This is a genomic window from Actinomadura sp. 1N219, assembly GCF_044326405.1.
In the GTDB taxonomy this organism is placed as follows: domain Bacteria; phylum Actinomycetota; class Actinomycetes; order Streptosporangiales; family Streptosporangiaceae; genus Spirillospora.
This window is the reverse complement of sequence record NZ_JBIRAY010000025.1, coordinates 61445-74443: the sequence shown is the minus strand read 5'-3', so window position 1 is coordinate 74443 and position 12999 is coordinate 61445. Positions and strand designations below refer to the sequence as shown.

Here is a 12999-nt window from a genome sequence, read left to right as displayed (position 1 = left end):
CGCCCGCGTCCGCCACGGCGGCGGCGCCTGCGGGACGGACGGTCGTCGGACTCGTCCTCGTCGGACGGCGGCTCGTCGCTCTCCTCGTCGGCGCCGTCGTCCTCCACGACCTCGCGCTTCGGCTCGTCCTTGGGCCGGGCGGCGGTGTCGGACTTCGGCTGCGGCGGCTGGAACACGACCATCGGCGGCTGGAACGTCACGCCGGGGATGCCGACGCCGCTGACGGGCTCGGTCTCCGACACCTGCTCCTGCCCCTGCCCCTGCTCGGCGGCCGGCGCGTCCGGCACCGGCGGAACAGCGGGGACGGCCGATGCCGCGGCCGCCTCCGAGGAAGCGGCGGGCCGGCGGCGCGTCCGAGTGCGCGTACGCGGCGCGGGCGCATCGTCGGCCTGCTCGGTCGCGGCGGTGGCAGGGGGCTCGGTCTCGGTGTCCGGGGAGGTCTCGGCACCGGTCATCGGAACGGGCTCGGATGTCTCGGCGGCCTTACCGCTCCGGGTGCGGGTCCGGGCCCGTGTGGCGCGCTTCGGCGGCTCAGGAGCCTCCTCCGCCGGGGCGGCCTCCCCCGCAGGTTCCGGGGTGGAGGCGCCGGTCGCGGCCGACTCGGGCGGCGGACCCGCGGGACGGCTGGCCCGCCGCGGACGCGACGTCACCCCCGCGCCGTTCTCGACCTCCGCGCTCGCGGTATCGGTGTTCTCGTTCTGTGTGCCTTCGGCATTGGCCGAGTCGGCTTCGTTCTCAAGCATCCGGGCAATCTCCCGTCAGGCTCCCGGGCGCGTCCGCACGCTCCGCCGAGGGGCGGATCGATGCGGTGCGCCGCACGGGAGCACTCCATCAGTCGTCGGTGCCGCCACCGCCGGACGACCGTCCGGCCATGACGACGAAGTCGTCGGGGGTGCGCCCGCCGTACCCTGCGGGACCGGTTCCGTGTCGCCACGGCTTCGGTCTCACGGTCAGGCGCTGACGGCATCCACGCTCGCGGCGTCCCCGGGCAGCGGCCGCTCCTGGCCGCGGGCCGTCTCGGCGTCGTCGCCGGACGGCAGTCCGATCTCCCGGTCGGGATCCAGGGGATCCGCGAGGCCACCGGTGTCCGCGTCGAGGGGCCCCTGCGCCAGCCTGGTCACCAGCGGGGGTGACGGCGGCGCGAGGTCGGCGACCTGGCGCAGTCCGGTGAGGATGTCGTCGGGTCGTACGGCGGGTGTGGAATGCCGAACAACCATTCGAAGTATCGCACAAGGGGCATCCGCCGCGTCCGCGGCGCGCCGGTCCAGCTCACAGGAGGACACGGCGGCGCGCACGTCGAAACGGCGCAGCCCCTTCTTCATGAGGCGTTCCACCTCGACCTCGGCGGCGGCCATGAAGGCGGCCACGGCGGCGGCGGCATCGTCGGATGACACGCCGTCCAGCCGGATCCGCCATTCGGACGCCTCGAGGCGATCGGCGAACGCGCCCGCTCTCGGCTGCGCTTCGCCGTCGCGTCCCGCCCGTACCGGCACGACATCGACGATGTCGAGCCCGCGGGGCAGGGCCGCGTCGAGATCGGCCCGCACCCGCGCAGGGTCGCGCGGCGCGGTGAGCCCGATCTCCAGGTATTCCGCCTCACTGGCCACCCCTGTCGCCGCCGCACCCGCATACGAGATCTTCGGGTGGGGCGTGAACCCGCCGCTGAACGCGACAGGGATCCCGGCGCGCCTGACGGCGCGTTCCACGGCCCGGGAAATGTCGCGGTGGCTCGTGAACCGCAGCCTGCCCCGCTTGGCATAGCGGACGCGCAGTCGCTGGGTCACGGGGGCCGGCGGCGGACCCTCCGGCATGGGTGCCAGGGTTCTGGTCCTTCCTACTCGCGTCGAGTCGAAATCAAAGGTCTCCCTATAGAGTACGTCCCCCCGCCCACCCCCGCGCCCGCCCCCATGCCCAGCACCCCTGCATCCCCGACAACACAGGGCTTTCCGCCCCCACCGACCGCGCCGCAACCAGCCACGACGGCCACCCGCGGCTCGCCGACCCCGGGAAGGCAGGCCAGCGACCTTGGCACGTGCGCCGCGCCGGTGCGGATCGTCTGCTGGACGATGGTCGCCGCGAACGCGGAAGGAACCGTTCACGACACGCTCTCAGGAGCGGCCTAGCCCGGCCCCGAGCTAGTAGTTGAGCGCGATCCAGCCGGCTTCAATACAGCCGAGAAGGAGTTTTGGAGCATTGGCCTGGCCGCGCTCACTTGCTCCATTATCGACGGCACGGGTCCGCGCGACAGCGCCGTTCGAGAGTGGGCCGACGCGTGGGTCTCGACGGGCCCGTCCAGGCGCGACGTCATGCAGGTCAGGGAGGGGGTATAGGAGCGGCGGGCCTGACCTGATCTCACCGAGCGGTACCTTGCGCGCCATTCTCCCAGTGCCGCCGAAACCGTTGCTCCGGTGAGCAGTCCTACGCTAGCGAGTGGGCTCGTCTCGCGGGCGCGCGACCAATCCGGGAACGTCGGGTGCGATCGTCTATACGACTGATAGGGGGAGGAGTTTTTTGCCGGTGGGGCCTATTTGGATTTCGGTGCCCATGGTGGGGCAGACGCCGCAGTCGTAGCAGGGGGTCCAGCGGCAGTCTTCTACTTCGGTTTCGTCTACGGCGTCCTGCCAGTCTTGCCAGAGCCACTCGCGGTCCAGGCCCGCGTCGAGGTGGTCCCAGGGCAGGACTTCCACTTCTTCGCGTTCGCGGACGGTGTACCAGGCCAGGTCTACGGGGTCGGTGGCCAGGGCTTCTTGTGCGGCGGTCGTCCAGCGGTCGTAGGAGAAGTGTTCGCTCCAGCCGTCGAAGCGGCCGCCGCCCTCCCAGACGGCGCGGATGACCTTGCCGACGCGGCGGTCGCCGCGGGAGAGGAGGCCCTCGATGATGGACGGCTGTCCGTCGTGGTAGCGCAGGCCGATGGCGCGGCCGTACTCCTTGTCGCGGCGCAGGGAGTCCTTGAGGGCGTGCAGGCGGCGGTCGACGGTCTCGTGGTCGCACTGCGCGGCCCACTGGAACGGGGTGTGCGGCTTGGGCACGAAACCGCCGATGGAGACCGTGCAGCGGATGTCCTTGCGGCCGGTTGCGTCGCGGCCCGCCTGGATGACGCGTTTCGCCATGCCGGCGATGGCGAGGACGTCCTCGTCCTCCTCGGTGGGCAGGCCGCACATGAAGTACAGCTTGACCTGGCGCCAGCCGTTCTCGTACGCGGTGGTGACGGTGCGGATCAGGTCGTCCTCGGTGACCATCTTGTTGATCACCTTGCGCATCCGCTCCGAGCCGCCCTCCGGGGCGAACGTCAGGCCCGAGCGGCGGCCGCCGCGGGAGAACTCGTTGGCGAGGGTGATGTTGAACGCGTCCACGCGGGTGGACGGGAGGGAGAGGGAGGTGTTGGTGCCCTCGTAGCGGTCGGCCAGGCCCTTCGCGACGTCGCCGATCTCGCTGTGGTCGGCGCTGGACAGGCTGAGCAGGCCGACCTCCTGGAAGCCCGATTCCTTGAGGCCCTGCTCGACCATGTTGCCGATCGTGGTGATCGAGCGTTCCCGCACCGGACGGGTGATCATCCCGGCCTGGCAGAACCGGCAGCCGCGGGTGCAGCCGCGGAAGATCTCCACGCTGAACCGCTCGTGGACGGTCTCCGCGAGCGGGACCAGGGGCTTCTTCGGGTACGGCCACTGGTCGAGGTCCATGACGGTGTGCTTGTCGACACGCCACGGGACGCCGGGGCGGTTCGGCGCCACGCGCTGGATGCGGCCGTCAGGAAGGTAGGTGACGTCGTAGAAGCGGGGGACGTAGACGCCGCCGGATGCGGCCAGGCGCAGCAGGAGTTCGTCCCGGCCACCGGGTTCGTTCTCGGACTTCCATTCGCGGATCACTTCGGTGATGGCGAGGGTTATCTCCTCGCCGTCGCCCAGGACGGCCGCGTCGATGAAGTCGGCGATGGGCTCCGGGTTGAACGCGGCGTGCCCGCCCGCGATCACGATGGGGTGGTCGTTCGTGCGGTCGGCGGCGTCCAGGGGGATGCCGGCGAGGTCCAGGGCCGTGAGGAGGTTCGTGTAGCCGAGCTCGGTGGAGAACGACACGCCCAGGACGTCGAACGCGGCGACCGGGCGGTGCGCGTCGACGGTGAACTGCGGGATGCCGTGCTCCCGCATGACGGCCTCCATGTCGGGCCACACCGAGTACGTCCGCTCCGCGAGGACGCCCTCGCGCTCGTTCAGGATCTCGTAGAGGATCTGGACGCCCTGGTTCGGCAGCCCGACCTCGTAGGCGTCCGGGTACATCAGCGCCCATCGGACGTCCGCCTCGTCCCAGTCCTTGATCTGGGAGTTCAGCTCGCCGCCGACGTACTGGATCGGCTTCTGCACGCCCGGGAGCAGCGGTTCCAGGCGCGGGAAGAGCGACTCGACCGGCATGACGGAATCCTCCGTGCAGGGGACGTGGGATGGACGTCCACTCTACCGGCGTCGCGCTAATCGAACGGACGCCGCCGGATGTGCACCGCCTGCAGCAGCCCGAACGCGATCATGTTCGCGAAGGTGGCGGAGCCGCCGTACGACACGAACGGCAGCGGCAGGCCCGTGATCGGCATGATGCCGATCGACATCCCGACGTTCTGGAAGGTCTGGAACCCCATCCAGCACACGACGCCGGTCGCGACGAGCGTCCCGAACGGGTCGGCGGCCTGGGTGGCGATGCGCAGGCCGCGCCACAGCACCACGCCGAGCAGCGCGACGATCACGGCGCCGCCGACGAAGCCGAGCTCCTCGCCCGCGACCGTGAAGATGAAGTCGGTCTGCTGCTCGGGGACGAAGTGCCCGCCGGTCTGCTCGCCCTGGAACAGGCCCTTGCCGAACGCGCCGCCCGACCCGACCGCGATCCGGGCCTGCTGCGCGTTGTAGCCGGCGCCGCGCGGGTCGGCCTCCGGGTCCATGAACGCGGTGAACCGGTCGATCTGGTAGTCCTCCAGCAGGCCGAGGAACCACACCGCGGCGCCCGCGGCGAGCCCGCCGCCGACCAGGCCGAAGAGCCACCGCTTCTGCGCGCCGGAGATCGCCAGCATGCCGAGCACCACCGCGATGAACACCAGCGTGGTGCCGAGGTCGGGCTGGAGCATGATCAGCACGGCGGGCACCCCGGCGAGGACGAGCGCGAGCAGCACGTCGCGGCGGCCGGGGCCGATCTCCCCGTCGCGCGGCTCGCCCAGGATCATCGCGAGCAGCACGACCAGGCCGACCTTGGCGAACTCCGACGGCTGCACCTGGAAGCCGCCGCCGATCACGATCCACGAGTGCGACCCGTTGATCGTCTCGCCGAGCGGGGTCAGGACGGCGACGAGCCCGACGCACGCGACCCCGTACAGGATCGGGACGTACGCGCGCAGGAGCCGGTAGTCCAGGACGGTGACGAGGCCGCCCAGCGCGAACCCGATGAACAGGTTGAGGATGTGCCGCTTGAGGAAGCCTTCAGGGTCTTTGCCCTGCTCGGTCAGCAGCTGGAACGTTGCAGAGCGGACGAGCAGCGCGCCGATGACCGACAGCGCCAGCACCGCCAGGAACAGCGGCAGGTCGAGCCGCCGCAGCCCGCCGAGCCGGCTGCGCAGCCCGCGCCGCGCCGCGTACCCCTCGACGCTCCCGACGCTCCCGACGCCCGAACCGGTGATCACGGGGCGGTTCCCTCACCGGGCAGGGCCGGCAGCTCGGACGGGAGCCTGCCGTCCTTGAGGAGGGGCGGGCGGTCCTTCGTCCCGTACATCGCCTCCCAGATCTCCCGGACGGCCGGCGCCGCCGTGGACGCGCCCGTCCCGCCCTGGGAGACCATCGCCACCACCGCGAACCGCGGCTTCTTCATCGGGCCGATCGAGGCGAACCAGGAGGTGTCCTCCTTGCCGTACACCTCGGCGGTGCCCGTCTTGCCTCCCACGTCGACCGTCTTCATGTCGAACCCGCCGAACGCGCCCGCGGCCGTGCCCTGCTTGGTGACGTCCCCGAGCGCCTTGCGGATGTACTTGATCACCTTCTGGTCGACGGGCAGCCGCTCGGGCGACGGCGCGTCGATCCGCTGCGCGACGGTGCCGTCCGGCCGCATCACCGCGACGCCGAGCCGCGGCACGACCAGCTTGCCGCCGTTCGCGATGGCCGCGTACGCGCGGGCGAGCTGCAGCGGCGTCACCAGGACGTCACCCTGCCCGACGGAGAAGTTCGCCGCATCGCCGGGACGCCACACGAAGCCCTCGGTGCAGTTCTCCGTCGCGACGGCCTTCAGGTAGGCGGCGCGCGCCGGGTCGGTCTTCGCGACCTGCGGGTAGCCCTCCTTGGCGCCCTTGCAGTTGGCGGCCTTGGTGGCGTCCCAGTAGCCCTTCTTCCAGGCGCGGTCCGGGATGCGGCCCTCGCTCTCGCTCGGCAGGTCGATGCCGGTGCGGGAGCCGAACCCGTACTCGCGCGCCATCTTCACCATCGGGTCGGACGGGTTCTTCTTCGGCTTCATCCCGCCGTCGCGCTGCCATTCCTGGTACGCGAACCGGTAGAAGATCGTGTCGCAGGACACCACGAGGGCCCTGTGCAGGTTCATCGGGCCGTGGCCCTGGCCCTCGAAGTTCTGGAACGCGCGGTTGCCGACGTTGTACGAGCCGGGGCACGGGTAGATGCCGTTGAGGCTGTTGCCGTCCCTCACCGCGGCGGCCACCGAGGAGATCTTGAACGTCGAGCCGGGCGCGAACTGGCCCTGCGTGACGCGGGAGATCAGCGGCTCGCCCTTCTTCTTGCCGAGCAGGGCCTCGTACTGCTCCTGGGAGATGCCGCCCGTCCAGATCGCGGGGTCGTACGTCGGGTGGCTGGCCATCGCGACCATCCGGCCGGTCTGCACGTCCATCACGACGGCGGCGCCCGCGTCCGCGGGGCGGCCCGCCTTGCGCGCGCCGTCGATCGCGTTCTTGAGCGCCTTCTCGGCGGCGCCCTGCACGCCCGCGTCGATGCTGGTGACGAGGTGGTTGCCGGGGACGGCCGCCTCCTCGTCGGCGGTTCCGGTGACGCGCCCCTGGCTGTCGACGAGGACCTTGCGGAACCCGGGCTCGCCGCGCAGCGCCGCGTCGTACTGCGCCTCCAGCCCGGCGCGGCCGACGAGGTCGACGCCGCTGTAGCCGGTGACCTTGAGGCCGGTGCGCTTGTCCATCTCCTCCTGCGTGATCGGCTGGAGGTAGCCGAGGACCTGCGCGGGCTTCGCGCCCTCCGGCTCCGGATAGTCGCGGACGGCCTGGACCTGCGCGGTGACGCCGGGGAACTCCTCCTGCCGCTCCATGATCTGGAGGGCGCGCTTGGGGTCGACGTGGTCCTCGACGGGGATCGGCTGGTACGGGGAGCCGGGCCAGCAGGGCCGCTTGATGCCGGGCCCGCACAGCCGGATGCGCTTGGTGATCTCGTCCTGGCTGATCCCGAGGACGGCCGAGAGCCGCTTCAGGATGCTCTCGCCGCCGTCCTCCTGCCGCGACAGCGTCGTCCGGTCGACGGACACGACCAGCGCGCTGGTGTTGCGGACGAGGGGACGGCCGCGGTCGTCCAGGATCATGCCGCGGACGGCGGGGACGACGATGTCGCGGGTGCGGTTCTGGGCGGCGATCCCCTTGTAGTGCTCGCCCTCCAGGACCTGGAGCGTCCACATGCGCCCGACGAGGACGAGCAGCAGCGCGCCGACCAGCACGTACAGGACGACCAGGCGGAAGTGGGTGCGCGGGTTCACCGGCCTCAGCCCCGTCCCGACATCGCGCGGTAGCGGGCGGCGGGCACCGAGAGGGTGTCGCCGCTCCGGGAGCGTTCGCCGCGTTCGTACCGGCGGGTCGCGCGCAGCACCGCCCACACGACGAACGGGCTCGCGATGACGTCGTACAGCACCTGCAGCGGCACCATGCTCGACACGGTGGCCCACTCGGCGCGCGGATCGCCGAGGATCATGCCGGTGCCCGCGTAGACGACGGTCCCGGCGAGCGCGCCGGCGGCGACGGCGAAGAACGGCACGACCGACTGCCGGTCCATCTCGTCGGACGCGACGCCGCACAGGTAGCCGATGAGGCAGTAGACGAGCGCGTACCGGCCGATGGTGTGGTCGGCGGGCGGGATGATGTCGGCGGCGAGGCCGGCGAGGAACCCGGTGACCATGCCCGTCATCGACCCGGCGACGAGCGCCAGCGCGACGACGGCCAGCAGCACCAGGTCGGGTTGGACGCCGCCGGGCAGCGGCAGCCGGTTCGCGACCGACACCTGCAGGATCAGCGTCACGGCGATGACGACGGCGGCGACCACGCCGCGGCCGGCCGGCGACGCCTCGGGCGGGTTCAGCACGTCAGTCTCCCCGGCTCGGATTCGTGGACGGGGTCTCCCGGCCGCTCGGCCGCGCGTCCGGGCGCCCGGAGCCCGACGGGCTCGCGGACGGGCTCGCGCTCGGCGGCGTCGGGGTGGGCGGCGGTTTCGGCCTCGGCGGAAGCACCGCGTCCCGCGGGTCGGTCTTCGGCGGGGCGACCACGACGGCGACGACGTCCAGGCTGGTGAACTTCACGAACGGCCGGACGTAGGCGGTGCGGGTCAGGCCCCCGGTGGAGCGGTCGATCCGCTCGACGACGCCGATGGGGACGCCCGGGACGTACGGCCGCTGGCCCTGCGAGCCGAGCGTGACGAGGCGCTGCCCGACCTGGATCGGGGCGGCGGCGTCCAGCAGCTGGAAGCGCAGCGGCGTGGCGCCGTGCCCGCCGAGGCCGCGGCGCCCGTGGCCCTGGACGATCCCGATCTCCTTGGAGCTTTCGAGCCGGGACCCGATCGACGACGTCTGGTCGGTGGCGAGCAGGACGGTCGCCGTCGCGGGCCCGACGCGGGTGACGCGGCCGACGAGCCCGTCCGCGCTCATCACGGTCATGTCGCGCTTGATGCCGCTGCGGCTGCCGGCGTCGATGGTGACGGTGTCCTCGAAGCCCTGCCCGGCGGAGATCACCTGCGCGGCGAGGATCTCGTAGCCGCCCATCCCGGCGGTGCCTAGCAGCCGCTGCAGCTGCGCGGACTTGTCCTGGTCGAGGCGCATGGAGCGCAGCTGCTCGCGCAGCTTCTGGTTCTGCCGTTCGAGCTTGTCGGCGCGGCGCCGCTCGCCGGGCGCGTCGGTGATCGCGTCGAAGGTGTTGCTCACCGGCCGGACGACGGACGCCGACGCCCGCTCCACCGGACCGAACACGGTCGCGCCGACGTCGCGCAGCCCGCGCAGCGGGGAGTCGGCCCCGCCGCGGTAGTCAATGGTGATCATCGCGAGCGCCACGACGAGCAGCACGCCGAGGACGACGCGGGTGCGCCGGGTGTCCTTCACCCCACCGACCTCCCGTTCCCTTAGTCCGCCGGGGGGTGTTAGTGCCGCGGCTCCGGCACGAGGACCTGCCGGAGCTCCTCGAAGTCCTCGACGCACTTGCCGGTGCCGAGGACCACCGAGTCGAGCGGGTTGTCCACCAGGTGGATGGGCATCCCGGTCTCCTCGCGGAGCCGCTCGTCGAGGTTCTTCAGCAGCGCGCCGCCGCCGGTGAGCGCGATCCCGCGGTCCATGATGTCGCCGGACAGCTCCGGCGGGCACTTGTCGAGCGTGGTCTTCACCGCGTCCACCACGGCGTTGACCGGCTCCTCGATGGCCCGCCTGACCTCCTCGGCGGAGATCACGACGGTCTTCGGCAGCCCGCTGACGAGGTCGCGGCCGCGGATCTCGGCATGCGGCTCCTCGTCGCCGCCGGGGTACGCGGACCCGATCGCCATCTTGATCTCCTCGGCCGTACGTTCCCCGAGCATCAGGGAGTACTCCTTCTTGGAGAACGAGATGACGGCCTGGTCGAGCTCGTCGCCGCCGACGCGGACGGACTGGCTGGTGACGATCCCGCCGAGCGAGATGATCGCGACCTCGGTGGTGCCGCCGCCGATGTCGACGACCATGTTCCCTGTCGGCTCGTACACGGGCAGCCCCGCGCCGATCGCGGCGGCCATCGGTTCCTCGATGATGTAGACGCGGCGGGCGCCGGCCTGGTAGCCGGCCTCCTTCACCGCGCGCTGCTCGACGCCGGTGATGCCGCTCGGCACCGCCACCACGATGCGCGGCTTGGCGAAGTGCCGGCGTTTGTGCACCTTCTGGATGAAATAGCGCAGCATCCGCTCGGTGACGTCGAAGTCGGCGATGACGCCGTCCTTCAGCGGGCGGACCGCGACGATGTTGCCCGGGGTGCGGCCGATCATCCGCTTCGCCTCGATGCCCACCGCGACGATCTTCCCCGTGTTGGTGTTGATCGCCACCACGGACGGTTCGTTGAGGACGATGCCACGCCCGCGCACGTACACCAGGGTGTTGGCGGTACCAAGATCGACCGCCATGTCACGGCCGAGAAACGACAGCTTGTTACCCATGAAGAAAGGGAGCCCTTCATGATTGACGGGCGTGTATAGCGGTCTGTCCATCGTAACGTGCGCGGACGTCCCCGGGCAGTCACCAGAGGGCCGCGAGTCGATCAAAAAACGCTCCCTGAGCAGCCCGGCATTCGCCAAAGACGCGCGGGCGGCCGATCACCGCCCGCGCGCCGGGCGGGATTCTCAGCCGAGTTCGGGGAAGAAGAGCTTGATCTCGCGGTCGGCCGAGTAGGTCGAGTCGGACCCGTGGACGATGTTCTCGCCGATCTCCAGGGCGAGGTCGCCGCGAATGGTGCCGGGGGTGGCGCTGACCGGGTCGGTCGCGCCGGCGAGCCCGCGGAAGGCCTCGATGGCGCGCGGGCCCTCGACGACCATGGCGACCAGCGGGCCGCCGGTGATGAACTCGACGAGCTCGCCGAAGAACGGCTTGCTGGCGTGCTCTTCGTAGTGGGCCTCGGCGGTCTCCCTGGCGAGGGTGCGGAGTTCCAGCGCGACGAGCTTCAGGCCCTTGCGCTCGATCCGGGAGATGACCTCACCGACGACGCCGCGGCGGACGCCGTCGGGCTTGACGAGGACGAGAGTGCGCTCGGACACGGGTGGTTCTCCTTGAGGAAACTCGGAATATGCAGCGCGCGAATCTTACCGGGCTCCCGGGCCCGCGGCGGTCTTCCGGGACGGTCTCGCCGTGGCGGCGGCGAGGAGGACGGCGGCCGCTCCGGCGACGATGAGCCAGGCGTCGTAGCCGTCCCGCAGCGCCTGGATCCGGTCGGCCTCGGTGACCGGGCGCAGCCGTTCCAGCCAGGATGCCTGGAGGGACAGGACCAGGAGCTGCCCGGCCAGCACGGCGGGGAAGCAGAGGGACAGGCCGAAGAGCACGGCGCCGACGCCCGCGTCCCGCAGCGAGGCGGCGAGGGCCGCGCCGGCTCCGGCGCCGAGGAGGGCGAGCGGGACGAGCATCGTCCAGCGGCCGTCGAGGTGGGTGAGGAGGCCGAGCGGCACCGCCGCGATCATCAGGACGAATCCGGCGTGGACGGCGCGGACGGCGTGGCGCGCGGGGACGCAGGCGGAGGCGAGCGCCCCGGCCATCGCCGCGGCGGCCGCGGCGGCGAACGGGAGCAGCGGCACGACGGCCGGGCCGCCCCGGTCGTGGGCGTCGGCGGCGGCGAGGCCGGCCAGCGGGCCCGCGACCGGGTAGGTGAGCAGGCCGGCGGCGATCATGACGACGGCGCAGCCGAACGGGCTGCCAGCGATCACGTCCCGGCGGGCGGCGAGGGCGAGGCCGAGCAGGGCGGGCAGCGCGAAGGCCCCGACGATGAGCCGGGCGCCTGGCGACCATCCGGCCGCCGCCACGACCGCGAGGAACGCGAAGCCCGCCGCCGGGACGAACGGCAGGAGGAGCTGGCCGCGCTCGGTGTGCCGGGACACGGGCAGCGCCCCCGGGCCGCGTCCGCGCAGGAGCAGGTGGACGAGCGCGGCGACGGCGGCGGCCACGGCGGCCCACGGGTACGGGACGAGCGCGACACGCCAGTCCGGGACGGCCATCTCGTCCGCCGGCGCCGGGACGGCCCTGAGCGCCAAGGGCATCGCCACGAGCAGCGTGCCCACGAGCGTGCCCGCCCAGGCGGCGGTCAAGGCGCGGTTCCGCCGCTCCCACACCAGGATGAGGCAGGCGGGCAGCATCATCCCCGCGCCCGCGCCCTGGACGGCGCGGACCGTCCCGACGAGGGGCACGGTGTGGGCGAACTTGACCGCGCCGAGCCCGGACAGCAGGACGGCCAGCCCCGCGGCGAGGACGGGCCACGCGGAGAACCGGCGCGCGGCCACGGCGGCGAGCGGCACCGCGACGACGAGCGCGGGCAGCGTCAGCCCGGTGGCGCGCAGCAGCCCGCCGATCCCGGACTCGCCCAGGTCGAGGGCGCTCGCGGCGGCGGGGACGACGTTCACGACGGCGTCCGGCACCGCGAGGACGGCGGCGGGCACGGCGGTGAGCGTCAGCAGCAGCGCGCCGGACGCCGCGAGCCGGCGGCGCGCGCGGCCCTCCGGAGGCGCGGCCGGATATCCCCGGACGGGGGCGGCGGGTGCATGTCCGCGTGCGTGCAGGGACACGGCCTGCTCCTTCGCAGGGTCGTCATCCACCGCACGCGCATTTCCCAAATGAGAAATATGTCGGAATCAGGAAAAGGATTGGAATTGCGCGGAATCGGCAGATGAATGAATGCGTCCCTCGCGAATTTAGCGCGGCCGGGCGCGCTCCGCCTTGCGTCCCATCCAAATGGCCGTCGCCCAAAGCGCCCCGAACACGGCGCCGAGGAAGAACATGGCCGGCACCATGAACCCGGTCGCGATGATCAGCAGCTGCAGGACGCTGCCCGCCGCGACCGCCCACGGAAACCGCAGCAGGCCCGCCATCAGCACGCACGCGACGGCGAGGCCGCCGCACACCGCGCCCGCGGTCGCGCCGTCCACGTCCAGCACGGCCACCGCCACCGGGATCGCGAGCGCGATCACGATGGCCTCGCAGGCCAGGACGGTCGCGAACAGCCTCCGGACCGGATTCGCCGCGGCAGAGGCGCTCATGCTCACCGGGCCCTGCCTT

10 protein-coding genes and 1 pseudogene are annotated in these 12999 nt (G+C 72.1%); all 11 read right to left on the bottom strand.

Going from position 1 to position 12999, the window contains the following annotated elements; genetic code table 11:
* Positions 1-743: pseudogene (locus ACH35V_RS40475) on the bottom strand (hypothetical protein); the annotation flags it as partial.
* A 207-nt stretch (positions 744-950) separates the two neighbouring features.
* A complete protein-coding gene (locus tag ACH35V_RS40470) occupies positions 951-1811 on the bottom strand; it encodes a TIGR03936 family radical SAM-associated protein (protein WP_395980193.1) in 861 nt (286 codons plus the stop codon).
* Between the two features lie 672 nt (positions 1812-2483).
* On the bottom strand, positions 2484-4406 hold the full coding sequence (locus ACH35V_RS40465) for a TIGR03960 family B12-binding radical SAM protein (RefSeq protein ID WP_395980192.1): 1923 nt from the start codon (positions 4404-4406) through the stop codon (positions 2484-2486).
* A gap of 56 nt (positions 4407-4462) precedes the next feature.
* Positions 4463-5593, bottom strand: a complete 1131-nt coding sequence (rodA, locus tag ACH35V_RS40460; RefSeq protein WP_395980197.1) for a rod shape-determining protein RodA — start codon at positions 5591-5593, stop codon at positions 4463-4465.
* Between the two features lie 59 nt (positions 5594-5652).
* Positions 5653-7725 (bottom strand): penicillin-binding protein 2, encoded by a 2073-nt coding sequence (gene mrdA / locus ACH35V_RS40455; RefSeq protein WP_395980191.1) that lies wholly within the window; start codon positions 7723-7725, stop codon positions 5653-5655.
* Positions 7726-7730: 5 nt separating this feature from the next.
* Positions 7731-8324: a rod shape-determining protein MreD gene (mreD, locus tag ACH35V_RS40450; protein ID WP_395980190.1), complete on the bottom strand. Its 594-nt coding sequence runs from the start codon at positions 8322-8324 to the stop codon at positions 7731-7733.
* A 1-nt stretch (position 8325) separates the two neighbouring features.
* A complete protein-coding gene (gene mreC, locus ACH35V_RS40445; RefSeq protein ID WP_395980189.1) occupies positions 8326-9330 on the bottom strand; it encodes a rod shape-determining protein MreC in 1005 nt (334 codons plus the stop codon).
* A 38-nt stretch (positions 9331-9368) separates the two neighbouring features.
* Positions 9369-10403 (bottom strand): rod shape-determining protein, encoded by a 1035-nt coding sequence (locus tag ACH35V_RS40440; protein ID WP_117401930.1) that lies wholly within the window; start codon positions 10401-10403, stop codon positions 9369-9371.
* A 183-nt stretch (positions 10404-10586) separates the two neighbouring features.
* Complete coding sequence (gene ndk, locus ACH35V_RS40435) at positions 10587-10997, bottom strand: nucleoside-diphosphate kinase (RefSeq protein WP_395980188.1); 411 nt, start codon at positions 10995-10997, stop codon at positions 10587-10589.
* A 45-nt stretch (positions 10998-11042) separates the two neighbouring features.
* Positions 11043-12509 carry a hypothetical protein gene (locus tag ACH35V_RS40430; protein WP_395980187.1) on the bottom strand — a complete coding sequence of 489 codons (1467 nt, stop codon included), beginning with the start codon at positions 12507-12509 and terminating at the stop codon, positions 11043-11045.
* A 126-nt stretch (positions 12510-12635) separates the two neighbouring features.
* Positions 12636-12980, bottom strand: coding sequence for a DUF4233 domain-containing protein (locus tag ACH35V_RS40425; RefSeq protein WP_395980186.1), 345 nt, complete (start codon positions 12978-12980; stop codon positions 12636-12638).
* Positions 12981-12999: the final 19 nt, after the last annotated feature.

Coding starts and splice junctions, on each gene's coding strand:
- ACH35V_RS40470 (WP_395980193.1), bottom strand. CDS start 1,811: ATGCCGGAGGGTCCGCCGCCGGCCCCCGTGACCCAGCGACTGCGCGTC.
- ACH35V_RS40465 (WP_395980192.1), bottom strand. CDS start 4,406: ATGCCGGTCGAGTCGCTCTTCCCGCGCCTGGAACCGCTGCTCCCGGGC.
- ACH35V_RS40440 (WP_117401930.1), bottom strand. CDS start 10,403: ATGGGTAACAAGCTGTCGTTTCTCGGCCGTGACATGGCGGTCGATCTT.
- ACH35V_RS40425 (WP_395980186.1), bottom strand. CDS start 12,980: ATGAGCGCCTCTGCCGCGGCGAATCCGGTCCGGAGGCTGTTCGCGACC.